Below are 15879 nucleotides of genomic sequence, written 5' to 3'. Positions count from 1 at the left end.
GCGTCCGGACGCAGTGAGCTTCGGGACAACTCACTCGGCACCGGACGTTCCGGAAGGTACTTTCACAAGGCAACCATCCGTGCACGAACTCCGGAGCCGCATGTCCTCGTCTCCCGGCCGCCTCACGGCGGTTCTCGCGCTGGCCGGTGTCGTCGTCGCCGTCATGCAGACCCTCATGGTGCCGCTGCTGGCCGACCTGCCGTCGCTGCTGCACAGCGACAGCTCCGACACCGCCTGGGTCATCACGATCACCCTGCTCACCGGCGCGGTCGCCACCCCGGTGCTGGGCCGCCTCGGCGACATGTACGGCAAGCGCCGCATGATGCTCGTCGCGCTGTCGTTGCAGGTCGCGGGTTCCCTGGTGTGCGGCCTGACGACCGCGCTGCTGCCCATGATGATCGGCCGTGGGCTGCAGGGCTTCGCCATCGGCGCGATCCCGCTGGGCATCAGCATCATGCGCGACGAGCTGCCGCCGGAGCGCCTCGGCGGCGCGGTCGGCCTGATGAGCTCGTCGCTGGGCATCGGCGGCGCCTTCGCGCTCCCGGTCGCCGCGCTGGTGGCCGAGCACTTCAACTGGCACATCCTGTTCCTCGGCGCGGCCGCGCTCGGGCTCGTCAGCCTGGTGCTGATCGTGCTCGTGGTGCCCGAGTCCGCGGTCCGCTCCCCCGGCCGCTTCGACCTGCCCGGCGCGATCGGGCTGTCCGCGGCGCTGGTGTGCCTGCTGCTGGCGATCTCCAAGGGCGGCGACTGGGGCTGGGGCAGCACCCGCACCCTCGGCTTCGGCGGCGCGGCGGTGGTGCTGTTCGTGGCGTGGGGGTTCCTGCAGCTGCGCACCGCCGAACCGCTGGTCGACCTGCGCACCACCGCCCGCAGGCCGGTCCTGCTCACCAACCTGACCTCGATCATGGTCGGCTTCGCCTTGTACGCGACGCAGCTGGTGCCGCCACAGCTGCTGCAGCTGCCGTCCGCGACCGGCTACGGGCTCGGGCTGTCGATGGTGGTCGCCGGGTTGTGCGTCGCGCCGTCGGGCCTGCTGATGATGGCGATGTCCCCGCTCGCGGCCCGCCTGATCGCCGCGCGCGGCCCGAAGGTCTCGCTGCTGTGCGGCATCACGGTGCTCGGCGCCGGTTACGGGCTCGGGCTGACGCTGATGGGCGCGGGCTGGCAGATGGCGATCTTCTCGGCGATGGCGGGCGCGGGCGTCGGGCTCGCCTACGCCGCCATGCCCAGCCTGATCATGAGCGCGGTCCCGGCCACCGAGACCGCCGCGGCCAACGGCCTCAACACGCTGATGCGCTCGATCGGCACGTCGTCGTCGAGCGCCGTGGTCGGCATGGTGCTCGCCGGCATGACGATCGACTTCGGCGGCACCCCGGTGCCCAGCCTGGACGGGTTCCGCACGACGTTCCTGATCGGCTGCGCGGCGTGCGTGGTCGCGCTGCTCGTCGCGTTCTTCATCCCCGGCCGCGCGCGCCCGGCGGAGACCCTGCTGCTGGGCGTCGTGCGCTCGCCGCGCGGCGTGCTCGAAGGCGCGGTGGTGACCCTGATCAGCAAGGACGGGCAGCAGACCGGCACCACCGCGACCGACGCGAGCGGCCGGTACTCGTTGAACGTCCCGGACGGCGAGCACGTCCTGGTCTGCTCGGCGGCCGGCTTCCAGCCGGAGGCGGCGCCGGTGAGCGGTCCGGGCGAAGTGGACTTCACGCTGTCGGCCACCGGCGCCATCACCGGCACCGTCGGGGTGGGCGGCGCGCTGCTGATCGCCACCGACGAGCGCGGCGAGGTCGCGGGCAGCGTCACCTCCCGCGCGGACGGCTCGTTCCAGCTGCCCGGCCTGCTCCCCGGCCGCTACGCGCTCGCCGTGGCCAGGCACGGCTACCGGACCGCCGCCGTTCCGGTGCGGGTCGGCGACGGCCCGGTGCGCTGCGAGGTCGTCCTCGTCCGGGAGGACGCCACGGTCACGAACTAGCCGGGAAGCCGTGCCGGCGTGCGCCGAGCACGACGGCCAGCACCGGCACGAGCAGCACCAGCACGGTCCACGGGAACACGCCGGGCCCGAACGCGTCGAGCAGGACCCCGCCGACCACGCCGCCGCCCGCCATGGCCGCGTTCCACAACGTCACCAGCGCGGCCTGCGCGGGGTCCGCCGCCTCGCCGCCCGCGTTCCCGGCGGCTGTCTGCAGCAGCGTCGGCACCCCGCCCCAGCCCAGCCCCCACAGCGCGGCCCCGGCGTAGACGAGCACCGCGTTGCCGGACAGCACGGCCAGGATCACCGCGGCCACGGCGACCAGCAGCGTCGCGACGACGGTCAGCGCCCGCAGTTGCCGGTCGATGCGCGCGCCGACGATCGCGATGCTCAGCACCGACGCGACGCCGAACACCAGCAGCACCACGTCGACCCGGACGCCGTGCAGGAACGTGGCCAGGTAGGTGTAGAGGACGTTGTGGGCCAGCACGAAGACGAGCGTGACGACCAGGACCGGCGCGACGCCCGGGACGGCGACCGCGCGCCGCACCGGGATCCGGCCGCCGTCGCGCTGCCCCGGCTGGTCCGGCACGGCCGCGACGATCCAGGCGATCAGCACGACGGCGATCACCGACATCACGCCGAACGTCACGCGCCACCCGACGACCTCGCCGAGGAACGTGCCCGCCGGGACGCCGAGCGACAACGCGAGCGGGATGCCGGCCATCACGACCGCGATCGCCTTGCCCTGCAGGTGTTCCGGCGCCAGCCGCCGCGCGTACCCCGCGAGCAGCGCCCACACCACGCCGGCCGCCACGCCTGCGGCGAACCGGCCGACCATGGTCAGCACGTAGGCGCCGGACACCGCGGTGACGGTGTTGGCGACGGCGAACCCGGCCACCCCGGCGAGGAGCAGGCGCTTGCGGCGCCAGCCCGCGGTCGCCGCGGACAGCGGGATCGCCGCGAGCGCGGTGCCGATCGCGTAGATCGTGACGGCCTGCCCCATCGCGGACTCGCCGACGCGCAGGTCGGCGCTCATCGCGGGCAGCACGCCGGCGGGCAGGGCTTCGGTGAGGACGGTGATGAACGCCGCGGTCGTCAACGCGAGCAGGGACCGCAGCCGGAGTCTGGGAGGGGTCAGCACATCGATCACGGCGTTATGCTGAAACCATCACACAGATGTGAAGGTCAAACCGCTGTGAGGGGGACCACATGCGCATCGGGGAGCTGTCGGAACGCACCGAAACGCCCCGCCGCCTGCTGCGCTACTACGAGGAGCAGGGGCTCATCGTGTCCCGGCGCCTGCCCAACGGCTACCGCGACTACGACGAGTACAACGTCGACCGGGTGCTGCAGATCCGCGGCCTGCTCGACGCGGGCCTGCCCACGCGCATCATCAAGCAGATCCTGCCGTGCCTGGACAAGCCGCGCACGATCTACTTCCCCGACGCCACGCCGGAGATGCTGGCGACGCTGGAACGCGAGCGCGACCGGATGACGCGGCGCATCGACTGCCTCACCCGCAACCGGGACGCGATCAGCGAGTACCTGGACATCGTGCGGCAGGGCCTTCAGCCCGACGTGGCCTGAGCCGCCCGCAGCAGGCGCAGCTGCCCGATCTCGGCCGCGTTCTTCATCAGCTCCGCGTTCACCCAGGCGGCCTGGTGCGCCACCGTGAGCCCGGCCTCGGCCGGCCACGGGAAGGCGGCGGGAGCGTCCGGATCGGACAGTCGGTCGAGGACGCCGCCCCAGTCGGCGGCCAGCTCGCGCAGCCAGGCCACGGCGTTCTCGTCACCGGGCCAGCCGACCGACTCGCGCTCGCGGGGCCGGCGGCCGTGCGCGTGGTCCAGCGTGACGCTCCACCACCAGCCGACGTGCCAGGCGATCCAGGCGATGGTGGGCACCGGCACCGGGTCCGGCTCGGTGTCCGCCCAGTCGATCGTCCAGCCGTCCCCGGCCTCACGGACGTGCCAGGTCAGCGGGCCCGGCTCCCAGCGGAAGTCCGCCGGGGTGAGGGCGCTCAGGTGGAGGTCGGCCAGCGACCAGGTCAGGTCGAACTGCCAGCGCAGGAGGGACACGGCCGGATGATCGCAGCGCCCGTGCCCGGCGGCCAACCGGATTTCCGCACGTACACTCGTGGGGTGCGGACGCGACCGACCCTGAGCTGGACGCCGGCCGGTGAGCCGCTGCCCCGGACGACCAGCCTGGACGAGGTGGTCCGCATCGCCGACGGGGGCGGCGTGGTCGTGCTGAGCGGCGCCGGGCTGTCGACCGAATCCGGGATCCCGGACTACCGCGGCGCCACCGGCAGCCTGCGGCGCCACACGCCGATGACGTACCAGGAGTTCGTGGCGGCCGAGCACGCGCGGCGCCGGTACTGGGCGCGCAGCCACCTCGGCTGGCGCACGATCGCGCGGGCGCGCCCCAACGACGGCCACCGCGCGGTGACGGCGCTGCGGGCCGCGGGCGTGGTCGGCGGCGTGATCACGCAGAACGTCGACGGCTTGCACCAGGCGGCGGGCACGCCGGACGCGGTCGAGTTGCACGGCAGCCTGGACCGGGTCGTGTGCCTGTCCTGTCGCGCGTTGTCACCCCGCGAGGAGCTGGACCGCCGCCTGCGCGAGGCGAACCCGCACTTCACGGCGACCGCGACGCGCGTCAACCCGGACGGCGACGTGGAACTGGCCGACGACGACGTGCGGGGCTTCCGCGTCGTGCCGTGCACCGCCTGCGCGGGCGTGCTGAAGCCGGACGTGGTGTTCTTCGGCGAGAACGTCGAACCGTCCCGTGTGGACCGTTGCTTCCGGCTGGTGGACGAGGCGTCCGCGCTGCTGGTGCTCGGCTCGTCCCTGACGGTCATGTCCGGGCTGCGGTTCGTCCGCCGCGCCGCCGAGGCCGGCAAGCCGGTGGCGATCATCAACCAGGGCCCCACCCGCGGCGACAAGTACGCGGACGTGCGGGTGGACCTGCCGCTGGGCCGCGCGCTCACCGAGCTGGTCGCGCGCCTGGCTGTCTAGGGCGCGACGGCGACCCCGACCGACTGCGCGCCGAACGGCCGCGGCGCGCCGGCCTCGTAGAACACGTCGAGCACCCGGATGGCGAACCCGGCCGCGGTCAGCAGGTCCGAGACGGGGTTGGTCAGGCGGCAGCCGAACACCGCGCGCTGCAGCGGGTTCAGCCGGCGTTGCCACCGCCGGACGCCCGCGTCCGGCGCGAGGCCGTGCTCGGCGAAGTGCAGTGTGCCGCCGGGTTTGAGGACCCGCCGGATCTCCCGCACCGCGGCGGCGGGGTCCGGGATGGCGCACAGCGTCCAGGTCGTCAGCGCGGTGTCGCAGCTGTCCGCGGGCACGGGCAGCGACTGCCCGTCCAGGCCGGCGCGCTCGACCGGCACGGCGGACGCGGCCAGCCGTCCACTCGCCAGCCGCCAGGCCGCGTCCGACGGCTCGATGGCGACGACCTCCGTGACCGCCGCCGGGTAGAAGGGCACGTTCAGGCCGGAGCCGAAGCCGATCTCCAGCACCCGGCCGCGCAGCCCGGCGCAGGTGCGTTCCCGGTGCGGGTGCGCCTGCGCGGCCCCGCAGGCAGCGTTGACGAGCCGTGGCCGGATGCGGTTCGCGTAGACGCCCATGGACGCCATTGTCCGCGACGCGGGGCCGTGGCGGCTAACCTGCTGGTATGCGTCGAGACGGCAATCCGGACTTCATCGAGGCCCTGGCCCGCGGCCTGGACGTCCTGTGCGCCTTCCGGCCCGGCCGCCCGGTGATGACGCTGTCCGAGGTCGCCACCGCGACCGGGCTGGCCCGCCCGACCGCGCGGCGCATCCTCATCACCCTCGAACAGCTCGGTTACGTGCGCGGCGGCGAACGCGGCTTCTCGCTCACCCCGCGCGTGCTCGACCTCGGCATGGCCTACATCGGTTCGGCGAACCTGTGGGACCTCGCCCGCCCGCACCTGGAGGACCTGGTCGCCCGGACGAACGAGTCGTGCTCGATCGCGCAGCTCGACGGGTCCGACATCGTGTACGTGGCGCGGGTGGCGGTGCCGAAGCTGGTCGCGCTGGCCGTCACGATCGGCACGCGGTTCCCGGCCGTGCAGACGTCGCTGGGCAAGGTCCTGCTCGCCGCGCTGACGCCGGACGAGCTGGACCGGGTGCTGGACGAGCCGAGCCGGTCCGGGGTCGAACCCCGCTGGCAGCCGGGCCGCGACGAGATCGACGCCCTGCTGCGCGACGTGCGCACGAAGGGCTGGGCGGCCACCGATCAGCAGCTGGCGCTGGGCATCCGCTCGGTGGCGGCCCCCATCCGCGACGGGGACGGCCGGGTGGTGGCCGCGGTCAACGTGAACGCCCACGCCGCCGAGACGACGATGGACACGCTGATCGGCCACCACCTGCCGCTGCTGCTGAAGACGGCGGGCGCGATCGGCTCCGACTGGGACGCCTGGCACGCCCGCCCCATCAAGACGGTTTCCTAGGCGACGTTCGCCGAGCGAGCCGCCACAGCACATCCACTACAGGTAGGGCCGCGTGATCAGCTCGATCGCGTGCCCCGCGGGGTCCTTGAAGTAGACCCCACGGCCGCCGTGCCCGTGGTTGATCTCGCCGGGCCGCGTGGTCTGCGGATCCGCCCAGTGCTCGATGCCCCGCTCGACGAGCCGCGCGTAGGCGCGGTCGAACAGCTCGTCGTCGACGAGGAAGGCGTAGTGCTGCATCTGGATCTCGACCGGCGGTTCGGCGAACTGCAGCAGCACGCCCTCGTCGAGCATGACGTTGACGAACGGCCCCCACGACGGTGCCTCGGCGACTTCCAGCAGTTCACGGAAGAAGCGGGCCGACTCGTGGCGGTCCTTGGCGGCGATGATGGTGTGGTTGAAGGTGACGGTCAAGGAAGTCCTTTCGATCGGTTGGGTGGACAGCGCGGAAGCGGATGCTCCCGGCGGTCCACGCGCGCCGATCAGACCGTCACCGGATCGCCTTCCCGTGTGTGGCGCGAGGCCGTTCCGGTGATCACGCCGTCAGCCTACGTGGTGATGTCCGGATATGGCAACGAGAAGTGCGCCAGCCGCCGCGCGTACTCCTTCTGGAACTCCAGCGGCCCGTGGTCCCGCTCGAACATCCCGATGAACAGCGTCAGCGTCAGGAACGGGTGCGCGCCCAGCTCGAAGAGCTTCACGTAGTCGTGCCCGGCCAGCGCCGCGCGCTCCTCCTCCTCGAACGCCAGCCACGTCGAGGATTCGGCGCCCACGCAGTTCAGGATCCGGTTCGCCTGCGTCTCCTCCCACCACTCGACCGTCCCGGCCGGGTCCTCGCGGTAGCGCTCGACCAGCTCCGGGTCGCGGTCGACGGTGAACAGGAACTTGTCCAGCAGGTACTTGCTCACCGCGGACCTCCCGGGTACCAGGTGAAGTAGGCCTCCATCGTGTGGAACAGGTCGTAGGTGTCGACGTAGTCGACCCGCTGCCCCTCCCCCGCCACACCCATCATCAGCATGAAGTCCATGAACCCGTGCGTGGCGTTGCCGGGCAGGTGCAGGCTTTCCAGCGTGACCTCGCCCAGGCACTTCTCGATGTCGCCGTTGGCGATCCAGTCGACGGCCTTGCGGTCGAACTCCGGATCCGGCCCGTGCGGCCCGAACTGCCGCGGACCGCCCAGTTCGAGCGAGAGGTGCCCGGTGCCGATGACGGCGACCCGCTGGTCCGACGGCCACGACTCGATCAGCTGCCGGATCGTCCGTCCCAGTTGGACGAACCGCTTCGGCTGCGGCAGCGGCGGCGCGAAGATGTTGGTGTAGATCGGGACGATCGGCAGGTCGTTCTGCGGCCGCAGCGTGATGATCGGGCACGTGATCGAGTGGTCGATGCGCAGTTCGTTGGAGAACGCGAGGTCGAAACCGGCGTCGAGACCTTCCCGCAGCACGTACGCGGACAGGTCTTCCTGCCCCTTCAGCAGCATCCGCGGCAGCCCGAACTCGCGTTCCTCGTTGTAGAAGTTCGCGTCGTAGAAGGGCGCCTTGCCGACCAGGAACTGCGGCATGTTGTCCAGCCACAGCTGGTGGAAGTGGTCCGAGCCGACCATCACGAGCACGTCCGGCCGGGCCCGGGTCAGGGTCTCGCGGAACGCCTCGACCTTGCGGACCCACTCGTCCGCGAAGTCCGGGCGGTCCGCGCCGGTGGCCGTGCTGGCCCGGTAGTAGAACGGGTGGTGCGTGGACGCGATCACCGCGACCAGTTCAGCCATGGTTGCCTCCTGCCGGTGGGATGGGCCGGTTGTTGAGGTCGACGGACAGGAAGATCTCGTTAGCGACGGGCGTGCGCAGTTCCTCGGCGAGCTGCCCGATGAGCCCCGCGGCGCGGGCCAGCAGGGCGAACCCACGCAGCAGTTCCAGCGGCAGCCCGAGGTCGGCCAGCGCCGCGCCGCACGCGCCGGCTCCGTTGAGCGGCAACGTCTTCCCGAGCACCTGCGGGTGCACGCGCCCGATGGCCTCGAACAACGCGAGGTGCGGCCCGAACTTGCCCTCCTCGCGGGCGATCTCGAACAGCCGCGGGGTGCGGGGATCGCCGTTCTTGTGGACGTGGTGGCCGAGCCCCGGGACGAACCGGCCCGCCGCACGCTCGGCCCGCACGATCTCCAGCGCCAGCTCGTCGTCGACCGGCCGGTCTGTTGTGGACAGTGCGTGGTGCAGGAACCGGCCGCAGTCCTCGGTCACGCCGAGGAACCGGGAGCCGCCGCCGAGCAGTCCGGCGGCCAGCGCGCCCTGGATCGAATCGGGCGCCGACAGATACGTCAGCCGCGTCACGATCGCGGTCGGGGTGAACCCGTGGTCGGCCAGCGCGGCGAGCACGGCCTCGAACACCCGCGTCTCGCCCTTGCTGGGCCGCCGCTGGGTGGCCAGCCAGAACGCCAGCTCGCCGAAGCCGACCTCGCCCATCACGTCCCGCGCCAGGTCCTGGCCCAGCAACGTGATCTTCTCCAGCGACGACGCACCCAGAGCTGTGGGGTACTGGGCTGTCGGATACTCAGGCACCTTCCTCCTCCAGCCACTTGCGGATCTCCGCGCCGTGCTCGTCCAGCTCCGGCGGCGGCAGGCGGTAGGACACCGGCGTCCGCGAGAACCGGATCGGGTGCCGTGTCGTGGGGATGCCGCCGACCGTCACGACCGGGTCCAGCTCGAACCGCTCGGCCATCGCGAACCCGCCGTCGATGGTGTTGATCGGCCCGCACGGCACCCCGGCCGCCACCAGCAGGTCGAACCACTCCACCGCGCCACGGTGCTTGAGCCGGTCCACGAGGATCGGCCGCAGCTCCTCGCGGTTGGCGGTGCGGTCGGCGTTGCGGGCGAACCTCTCGTCCTCCGCGATCTCCGGGATGCCCAGGACCTGGCAGAGCTTGACGAACTGGGCGTCGTTGCCCGCCGCCACGATCAGGTCGTTGTCCGCCGTCGGCAGCGGTTCGTACGGGAACACGCTCGGGTGCGCGTTGCCCATGCGGTACGGCACGGTGCCGCCCGCCGCGTACGCGGAACTGTGGTTGACCAGCCCGGTCAGCGCCGAGGACAACAGGTTCACCTCGACGTGCTGCCCCTGCCCGGTCGCCTCCCGGTGCCGCAACGCCGCCAGGATCCCGATCACCGCGTGGTTGCCCGCCATCACGTCGAACACCGAGATGCCCGCCCGGTACGGCGGCCCGTCCGGATCGCCGGTCAGCGACATCAGACCGGAGATCGCCTGCACCATCAGGTCGTAACCCGGCACGTCCCGGCCGGCGCCGGAGCCGAAGCCGCTGATCGAGGCGTAGACGATGCCCGGGTTGCCCTCCCGCACGGCCTCGAAGTCCAGGCCGTACTTGCCCAGCCCGCCCGGCTTGAAGTTCTCGATCAGCACGTCGGCCCGCCGCGCCAGCTCCCGCGCCACGCGGGCGTCGGCCTCGTCGCGGAGGTCCAGCGCGATGGAGCGCTTGCCCCGGTTGATGCCGAGGTAATAAGTCGACACGCCGTCGCGCACCGGCGGCATCCACGAGCGCGTGTCGTCGCCGGCCGGGCCCTCCACCTTGACCACGTCCGCGCCCAGGTCGGCGAGGAGCATGGTGGCGTACGGGCCCGCCAGGATCCGGGAGAAGTCCGCGATCAGGACACCCGAGAGCGGGCCGCTGTTCGGACTCATGTCCGTCATGCGTCCGCGTGCTGCACGGCGACGCCGTCGCCCGTGTAGTCCGTGTAGGTGTAGGGGTTGGGGATCACCTCCGTCGCCGGGATCTCCGGCTCGCGGGCCTGCTGCCAGGCCTCCTCGCCCATGGTGGACCGCGCGTAGGACACGGTCGCCTCGACCGCGGCCCGTGCCCGGTCCAGGCCCGGGACGACGAGCTGGTGGTCGCGTTTGACGACGGTCCCGTTGACCAGCACGGTGTGCACGTCGCCGCGCCCGGCCTGGTAGACGACGTGCCCGTAGGGGTGCAGGACGGGGAACATCACCGGTGAGCGGTCGTTCTTGATGAGCACGACGTCGGCCTTCTTGCCCGGGGTGAGCGAGCCGATCCGGTCGTCCAGGCCGAGGGCGCGGGCGCCGCCGATGGTGGCCCACTCGACGACGTCGCGGGCACGGAGTTTGTTGTGCACCACGGTTTCGCCCGCCGCGTGGGCTTCGAGGTGCTCGCGGGACCGGTCCGCGGACAGCGTCGCGCGCATGGCGGAGAACAGGTCGCCGCTCCACCACACGCTGGTGTCCATCGACAGGGACACCGGGATGCCGTGCCTGCGCAGCTGCCAGGTGGGCGGGTAGCCCTGGCCGGCGCTCTGCTCGCTCTCGGTGGAGACCGACGCGGTGCCGCCGGACGCCGCGATGCGCTGGTAGGAGTCCTCGCTCAGGGTCGCCGCGTGCACGTAGGTGACGCCGGGCGTGCAGAACCCGTTGTCCCACATGAGGCGGATGCCGTCGTCGCCGGTGGCGCCCCAGACGCCGGCGTGCGTGGTGACGCGCAGGTCGAGTTCACGGGCGGCCTCGAAGGCGCCCTTCTCGGGGAACGCCGCGTCGCCGGTGACGTCGAAGGCCAGCTGCAGGCCGAGCATGTCGTCGCGGGAGGTGAAGTGGCGGTCGACGAACGCCCGGAACTCCGCGGAGTTGGCCCATTCCCAGGGCGCGCCGAGGAGGTTGCCGTAGGCGAGGACGAAGCGGCCGGGCACCGCGCGCAGGGCCTCGACGGCGGCGTCCCCGTGTTCTGGGGTCTGCAGGCCGTGGGACCAGTCGACGGTGGTGGTGACGCCGGCGTCGAGTGCCTCGATGGCGGACAGCAGGTTGCCGGCGTGGATGTCCTCGGGGCGGAAGATCTTGCCCCAGTTCAGGTAGTAGAAGACGAAGTACTGGGACAGCGTCCAGTCGGCGCCGAGGCCGCGCAGGGCGGTCTGCCACATGTGCCGGTGGGTGTCGACCATGCCGGGCAGGAGGATGCCGCCTCGCGCGTCGACGACGGTTGTTCCGGGCGGTGCTTTCAGGTTGTGCCCGACCTGCTCGATGCGGTCGCCGCGGACGAGGAGGTCGCCGCCGTCGAGGTCGCCGATCGCCGGGTCCATGGACAGGATCGTGGCGTCGCGGAACAGGATGGGGCCGGTCATGGGTCACCTCGTGGTGGTCGTGGCCCGTGCGCGCAGCACGCGGGCGCGGGCGGTGAGGGGGACGGCGGCGGCGAGCAGCCCGAGCGCGAGCGCGCCGAGGCCCCACCACGGGCCGAAGTGCAGGTTCAGGGCGTGGTCCAGGGACCAGGCGCCGGGACCGGTGAATGCGAGGACGAGGGCGAGCGCGCCGTAGCAGAAGGGCACCTCGCAGCCGCCCCGCTGCGCCCAGAAGCCGTTGGGAGCGGTGGCGACCGCGGCGACGGCCATGGTGCCCACGATCACCGCGGCGCCGCCGAGGGTGAGCAGCCCCAGCGCGAAGCTCCCGGCGCCCGCGAGCTCGGCCAGTGCCGCGACGACGACGAGCCTGAGTCCCGGGACGAAGCCCCACTGTTCGAAGACCTGGGCGGTGCCCGCGCGGCCGGCGCCGTGGAACCAGCCCAGCAGCTTCTGCGTGCTGTGGCCGAACAGCAGCGCGGCGAGCAGGAGCCGCAGCAGCGCCAGACCGAGGTCCATCACCGCACCTCTTCACTTTCGGACCAGTGTCCGCCTGACGGACAGCTTGGTCCCGGGTGGCGCGGAAGTCAAGGGCGCGGGCGTCAACGGGTCGGAGGGCGTGCACATTCAGGCACACCGGCATTCGCGCGGATGCGCGCAGCGGGGAACCGCCGCGGGGAGGTGCTTGCGAACCGCTCTCAGGCCTGCAGGGGAACCGGACTGGCGCCGGCGCCCGGCGCCACAACCGCCACAGGGCGGCCCAGATACCGGCGCACCGTCGTCCGCAGATGGTCCGCGTGCTGGTAGATGTCCTCGGACGATTCGATGGGAATGCGCGTCTCGACCTTGTTCTCGTCGAACACGCCGAGGTACTTCTGGCTGCGGTTGAACCAGAGCCGCGCGACGGGCTTGCGGTTGTTGTCGAGCAGGACGCCGAAGCACGTCTTCGTGTCACGTCCCACGACACGAGCAGCCGCAACTTCGCCGCAGACGACCGCGCGGACGATCCGGTAGCCGTCCAGCTCGTCCTCCGTCGTCATCACGTCCCGCGGTCCGGTCCACCCACCGCGTTCTTCAACCTGTCGTTGACCTGCTCGTTGAGGAACTGCCGCATGGCCTTGTCGACCAACGGCACGAACTGGTCGCGGACCCGCTGAGTGAAGGAGCCGTCGTAGACCCGGGTGGTCAGGAAACGCACCCATTCGTCCTCCGGCTGTTTGAACTGAGCCGCCAACACGCGCTTCAACTGGCCGATGTACTTCAATTCACCGGCGGCGCTGATGACCGATTCGAGGTTGAAGGAGTCCTTCGCCAGCTTGGCGAGCTCCGGCAGGAGGGTCTCGTCGATGTCCGAGAAGTTCAGCACCAGGAAGGGCTTGGAGTCCATGCGGTTGGGCGCGTCAAGGTCGGTATAGAACTCGTAGACCTCACCGTTCGTCAGAATGGCGATCCGCGCGTTCGTGACCGCGAAGTACCGGAAGAGCTGCGATGCGTGCTCGATGCGCAAGGGGTCGTTGATCTTCTTGACCTCGATGCGCACCTGGACCTGACCATTGGCTTCCACCAGCACTTTGATGGTCCGGTTTGCCGGTGCCCGCAATCCCAGTCGACCGGGGCCGAGTCCCAGAGTCCAAAGAAGGCGGTCAACGCACCTGCGACGTCTCCAGTGGCACCTCGTCCGAGCGCACCAGCCCGAGCTGCACCGTCTGGCGGCCGATCGTCGCGTCGAGGGCCCAGTCCACCGCGGTCCGGATGCGGTTTCCCGGCATCGCCATCAGGTGATAGCCGCGGGTGACCGCCTTCGCCGGCAGGCCCGACAGCGGGACGTGCAACGGGTTGGCCGCCGCTTGGGCGCCGCCCAGGTCGACCACGAAACCGAGGTCGTGGTGCTTGTACTGGCGCACCTCGCCGTACCCCAGGGTCGCCGCCACGTTGAGCCCGGCCAGCGTGCCCTGCCGCGTGGCGTGCTGGGCCGTCATCGCCGTCACCTCGCCCGGCCGGGTCAGGTCCGGCACCGCCGCGGCGTCCCCGCAGGCGAACACCTCCGGGTGGCCGGGCACGACCAGCGTGGGCTCGACGCAGAGCCGCCCCCGCTGGGTCGCGACACCCGCGGACTCCACCAGCGGGTCGGGGCGCACACCGACGCACCACGCGAGCGTCCGGGTGGGCACGAAATCGCCGGTCGTCAGCAGCACGCCGTCGGTCGTCGCCTCCTTCACCGACGTCTCCGTCATGATCTCCACACCCCGCCGCAGCAGCACCCGGTCCGCGGCGCGCGACAGCCTGCGGTCCAGCTCGGGCAGCACCTTGGGCGCCAGGTCCAGCAACAGCCACCGCATCCGCTGCCCGTCCAGCTCGCGGTGGTGCCGCGCGATGGCGCTGGTGAACAGCGGCCCCTGCGCGGCCACCTCGGTCCCGGTGTAACCGGCGCCGACCACGACGAAGGTGCAGCGCGCGTCCCGCTCCGCCGGGTCGTCCGCCGCGGCCGCCAGCTCGACCTGCCGGATCACGTGATCACGCAGGAACAACGCCTCCGACACGCTGCGGAACCCGTGCGCGTGCTCGGCGATGCCGGGGATCGGCAGCAGCTTGTTGACGCTGCCGACCGCGATGATCAGGCGGTCGTACTCGAGCCCACGCGACGTGCCCTCCGGGTCCACGTACGTCAGCTTGCGGTCGTCCAGCGCCAGCGCCGTCACCTCGCCGAGCGCGAGCCGGATTCCGGGCAGCGCGGCGGGCAGCGACACGGTGACGCGCCGCGGGTCGATCACCGCCGCCGCGACCTCGGGCAGCAGCGGCAGGTACAGGAAGTAGTCGGTGCGGTTGACCAGCACGATCTCCGTGCCGGAATCCGGCGGGAGGGTCTTGAGCAGTGCACGGGCCGCCGAGAAGCCGGCGAAACCACCGCCGACGATCACGATGCGCTTGGTCATGACGCCTCCCCCGTCCGGTCAGGGCACGATCGAATCCACGTATCCGCCGTCCACGCGCAGTGCCGCCCCGGTCGTCGCCGACGCCTGCGGCGAGCTGAGGTAGACCACCATGTTCGCGATCTCCTCCGGCTCGATCAGGCGCTGCAGCAACGACTGCGGTCGGTGCACGCGCATGAACTCCTTTTGCGCCTCGTCCCACGGCAGGTCGCGGTCGACGAGCTGGTACACGAAGTCCTCCACGCCGCCGGTGTGCGTCGGCCCGGCGATCACGGCGTTCACGGTCACCCCGGTGCCCGCGGCGGCCTTCGCGAAACCGCGGGAAACGCCCAGCAGCGCCGTTTTCGACATGCCGTAGTGGATCATCTCGGCCGGGATGACGATCGCCGAGTCGCTCGCGATGTACTGGACGCGGCCCCAGCCCCGCTCGGTCATGCCGGGCAGGTAGGCGCGGGTGAGCCGAACCGCGGCTAGCACGTTCACCTCGAAGTACCGGCGCCACTCGTCGTCGCTGATCTCCAGCGGATCGGCCGACCCGAAGATGCCCAGGTTGTTGACCAGGATGTCGGCGCGCGGCAGCTGGTCCAGCGCGTCGCGCGCGCCCTGCTCGCTCGCGATGTCGGCGACCACCGGCACCACCTGGGCGTCGGGCACCTCGGCGGTCAGCTGCTCGATCGCCTTCGTCACCTTGTCCGCGCTGCGGCCGTTGACGGCGACCCGGGCGCCCGCCCGTGCCAGCCCGAGCGCGATCGCCGCGCCGATGCCCTGCGTCGAACCGGTGACCAGTGCCGTCTTCCCGCTCAGATCGAGACGCATGCAGCGATGGTATGGGCGGCGGGCCGGGGCCGCAGGGCTTCACCCGGCGGTCGCGGCGAACATGAAGCAGCCGTAAGCGACGTTGCGGCTGTGCACCTCGACCACCCCGGGCGCGGCCAGCACCTCGCCGAGCGCGGCGATCGGGTCGGTGCCGTCGTGCACCGTCGTCGCGGGGTGGATCCAGCCGCGGTGGTCGTACGCGCGCAGCACCTGCGGCCGGCCCAGCCACTCCCGCGGGTACTCGTCCGTGTGCGCGGGCCCGCCGCAGTCCCTGGCGTGCACGAACACGGCGCCGATTTCGCGGTAGGGGCTCGCTTTCCCGGGCAGCCGCGGCTCGTACCCGAACAGCAGGCAGCGTTCACCCGTCCTGGCGTCGCGCAGGCAGCACCGCAGCGGTTCCCCGCCGTCGGCGTAGATTCGCTCGACCGGGCGACCCGACACGTCGAGTCCGCCGGCGCGCACGCAGTTCAGCTCGCCGGGGTCGATCGGGTGGACCCGGAACCGGACAGCAGCAGTGGTCATGGCACCAGCCTGGCCGCACGGGAACGGCCAGGCTGGCGGTTTTCCGACG

At 71.7% G+C, this 15879-nt stretch carries 19 protein-coding genes; 4 read left to right on the top strand and 15 right to left on the bottom strand.

What is annotated here, in order from left to right:
- The first annotated feature begins 100 nt into the window (after window positions 1-100).
- Window positions 101-1969 carry an MFS transporter gene (locus tag ABZ193_RS04330; RefSeq protein WP_237339111.1) on the top strand — a complete coding sequence of 623 codons (1869 nt, stop codon included), beginning with the start codon at window positions 101-103 and terminating at the stop codon, window positions 1967-1969.
- On the opposite strand, the gene ABZ193_RS04325 is transcribed toward ABZ193_RS04330, so the two are convergent.
- Window positions 1959-3119: an MFS transporter gene (locus ABZ193_RS04325; RefSeq protein WP_354708862.1), complete on the bottom strand. Its 1161-nt coding sequence runs from the start codon at window positions 3117-3119 to the stop codon at window positions 1959-1961. The genes ABZ193_RS04330 and ABZ193_RS04325 overlap by 11 nt on opposite strands.
- A 59-nt stretch (window positions 3120-3178) precedes the next feature.
- On the opposite strand from ABZ193_RS04325, the gene ABZ193_RS04320 reads away from it, so the two are divergent.
- Window positions 3179-3556, top strand: coding sequence for a MerR family transcriptional regulator (locus tag ABZ193_RS04320; protein WP_020418888.1), 378 nt, complete (start codon window positions 3179-3181; stop codon window positions 3554-3556).
- Here the strand turns inward: ABZ193_RS04320 and ABZ193_RS04315 are convergent.
- Window positions 3538-4044, bottom strand: coding sequence for a DinB family protein (locus ABZ193_RS04315; RefSeq protein ID WP_237339110.1), 507 nt, complete (start codon window positions 4042-4044; stop codon window positions 3538-3540). The genes ABZ193_RS04320 and ABZ193_RS04315 overlap by 19 nt on opposite strands.
- A gap of 63 nt (window positions 4045-4107) precedes the next feature.
- Here ABZ193_RS04315 and ABZ193_RS04310 point away from each other — a divergent pair, with 63 nt between their 5' ends.
- Window positions 4108-4983: an NAD-dependent protein deacetylase gene (locus tag ABZ193_RS04310; protein WP_237339109.1), complete on the top strand. Its 876-nt coding sequence runs from the start codon at window positions 4108-4110 to the stop codon at window positions 4981-4983.
- On the opposite strand, the gene ABZ193_RS04305 is transcribed toward ABZ193_RS04310, so the two are convergent.
- Window positions 4980-5594 (bottom strand): class I SAM-dependent methyltransferase, encoded by a 615-nt coding sequence (locus ABZ193_RS04305; RefSeq protein ID WP_237339108.1) that lies wholly within the window; start codon window positions 5592-5594, stop codon window positions 4980-4982. The two genes, ABZ193_RS04310 and ABZ193_RS04305, sit on opposite strands and share 4 nt — an antisense overlap.
- Before the next feature lie 47 nt (window positions 5595-5641).
- Between ABZ193_RS04305 and ABZ193_RS04300 the strand changes: the two genes are divergently transcribed.
- The gene (locus ABZ193_RS04300; RefSeq protein ID WP_354708860.1) at window positions 5642-6439 is read left to right on the top strand and encodes an IclR family transcriptional regulator C-terminal domain-containing protein; all 798 of its coding nucleotides are present in this window, start codon (window positions 5642-5644) and stop codon (window positions 6437-6439) included.
- Between the two features lie 36 nt (window positions 6440-6475).
- Here ABZ193_RS04300 and ABZ193_RS04295 read toward each other — a convergent pair whose 3' ends face one another.
- From ABZ193_RS04295 to ABZ193_RS04240, 12 genes are all read right to left on the bottom strand, one after another.
- Window positions 6476-6850: a VOC family protein gene (locus tag ABZ193_RS04295; protein ID WP_354708858.1), complete on the bottom strand. Its 375-nt coding sequence runs from the start codon at window positions 6848-6850 to the stop codon at window positions 6476-6478.
- 134 nt (window positions 6851-6984) lie between these two features.
- Window positions 6985-7344, bottom strand: coding sequence for a hypothetical protein (locus ABZ193_RS04290; protein WP_020418882.1), 360 nt, complete (start codon window positions 7342-7344; stop codon window positions 6985-6987).
- Window positions 7341-8201: an extradiol ring-cleavage dioxygenase gene (locus ABZ193_RS04285; RefSeq protein WP_020418881.1), complete on the bottom strand. Its 861-nt coding sequence runs from the start codon at window positions 8199-8201 to the stop codon at window positions 7341-7343. Before ABZ193_RS04285 ends, ABZ193_RS04290 begins: the two co-directional genes overlap by 4 nt.
- Window positions 8194-8988 (bottom strand): citryl-CoA lyase, encoded by a 795-nt coding sequence (locus ABZ193_RS04280; protein ID WP_354708857.1) that lies wholly within the window; start codon window positions 8986-8988, stop codon window positions 8194-8196. Before ABZ193_RS04280 ends, ABZ193_RS04285 begins: the two co-directional genes overlap by 8 nt.
- Window positions 8981-10123 (bottom strand): CaiB/BaiF CoA-transferase family protein, encoded by a 1143-nt coding sequence (locus tag ABZ193_RS04275; RefSeq protein WP_354708956.1) that lies wholly within the window; start codon window positions 10121-10123, stop codon window positions 8981-8983. Before ABZ193_RS04275 ends, ABZ193_RS04280 begins: the two co-directional genes overlap by 8 nt.
- Window positions 10124-10128: 5 nt before the next feature.
- The gene (locus ABZ193_RS04270; RefSeq protein ID WP_354708856.1) at window positions 10129-11568 is read right to left on the bottom strand and encodes an amidohydrolase family protein; all 1440 of its coding nucleotides are present in this window, start codon (window positions 11566-11568) and stop codon (window positions 10129-10131) included.
- A 3-nt stretch (window positions 11569-11571) separates the two neighbouring features.
- Entirely contained in the window at window positions 11572-12081 is a 510-nt protein-coding gene (locus tag ABZ193_RS04265) for a DoxX family membrane protein (protein ID WP_354708855.1), read from the bottom strand.
- 179 nt (window positions 12082-12260) lie between these two features.
- Window positions 12261-12602, bottom strand: a complete 342-nt coding sequence (locus ABZ193_RS04260; RefSeq protein ID WP_354708853.1) for a hypothetical protein — start codon at window positions 12600-12602, stop codon at window positions 12261-12263.
- Complete coding sequence (locus ABZ193_RS04255; protein ID WP_354708851.1) at window positions 12602-13132, bottom strand: hypothetical protein; 531 nt, start codon at window positions 13130-13132, stop codon at window positions 12602-12604. Before ABZ193_RS04255 ends, ABZ193_RS04260 begins: the two co-directional genes overlap by 1 nt.
- 73 nt (window positions 13133-13205) lie before the next feature.
- Window positions 13206-14495, bottom strand: coding sequence for an NAD(P)/FAD-dependent oxidoreductase (locus ABZ193_RS04250; RefSeq protein WP_354708849.1), 1290 nt, complete (start codon window positions 14493-14495; stop codon window positions 13206-13208).
- 18 nt (window positions 14496-14513) lie between these two features.
- Window positions 14514-15308 carry an SDR family oxidoreductase gene (locus ABZ193_RS04245; RefSeq protein WP_354708848.1) on the bottom strand — a complete coding sequence of 265 codons (795 nt, stop codon included), beginning with the start codon at window positions 15306-15308 and terminating at the stop codon, window positions 14514-14516.
- 39 nt (window positions 15309-15347) lie between these two features.
- The gene (locus ABZ193_RS04240; RefSeq protein ID WP_354708847.1) at window positions 15348-15830 is read right to left on the bottom strand and encodes a DUF1203 domain-containing protein; all 483 of its coding nucleotides are present in this window, start codon (window positions 15828-15830) and stop codon (window positions 15348-15350) included.
- Window positions 15831-15879: the final 49 nt, after the last annotated feature.

Origin of the sequence: Amycolatopsis sp. NPDC006125, from assembly GCF_040614195.1 — a bacterium.
Classification (GTDB): domain Bacteria; phylum Actinomycetota; class Actinomycetes; order Mycobacteriales; family Pseudonocardiaceae; genus Amycolatopsis_E; species Amycolatopsis_E tucumanensis.
This window is presented reverse-complemented; position numbering and strand designations above follow the sequence as displayed.

Coding starts and splice junctions, on each gene's coding strand:
- ABZ193_RS04305 (WP_237339108.1), bottom strand. CDS start 5,594: ATGGGCGTCTACGCGAACCGCATCCGGCCACGGCTCGTCAACGCTGCC.
- ABZ193_RS04245 (WP_354708848.1), bottom strand. CDS start 15,308: ATGCGTCTCGATCTGAGCGGGAAGACGGCACTGGTCACCGGTTCGACG.
- ABZ193_RS04330 (WP_237339111.1), top strand. CDS start 101: ATGTCCTCGTCTCCCGGCCGCCTCACGGCGGTTCTCGCGCTGGCCGGT.
- ABZ193_RS04265 (WP_354708855.1), bottom strand. CDS start 12,081: ATGGACCTCGGTCTGGCGCTGCTGCGGCTCCTGCTCGCCGCGCTGCTG.
- ABZ193_RS04300 (WP_354708860.1), top strand. CDS start 5,642: ATGCGTCGAGACGGCAATCCGGACTTCATCGAGGCCCTGGCCCGCGGC.
- ABZ193_RS04250 (WP_354708849.1), bottom strand. CDS start 14,495: ATGACCAAGCGCATCGTGATCGTCGGCGGTGGTTTCGCCGGCTTCTCG.
- ABZ193_RS04260 (WP_354708853.1), bottom strand. CDS start 12,602: ATGACGACGGAGGACGAGCTGGACGGCTACCGGATCGTCCGCGCGGTC.
- ABZ193_RS04285 (WP_020418881.1), bottom strand. CDS start 8,201: ATGGCTGAACTGGTCGCGGTGATCGCGTCCACGCACCACCCGTTCTAC.
- ABZ193_RS04275 (WP_354708956.1), bottom strand. CDS start 10,123: ATGAGTCCGAACAGCGGCCCGCTCTCGGGTGTCCTGATCGCGGACTTC.
- ABZ193_RS04240 (WP_354708847.1), bottom strand. CDS start 15,830: ATGACCACTGCTGCTGTCCGGTTCCGGGTCCACCCGATCGACCCCGGC.
- ABZ193_RS04270 (WP_354708856.1), bottom strand. CDS start 11,568: ATGACCGGCCCCATCCTGTTCCGCGACGCCACGATCCTGTCCATGGAC.
- ABZ193_RS04320 (WP_020418888.1), top strand. CDS start 3,179: ATGCGCATCGGGGAGCTGTCGGAACGCACCGAAACGCCCCGCCGCCTG.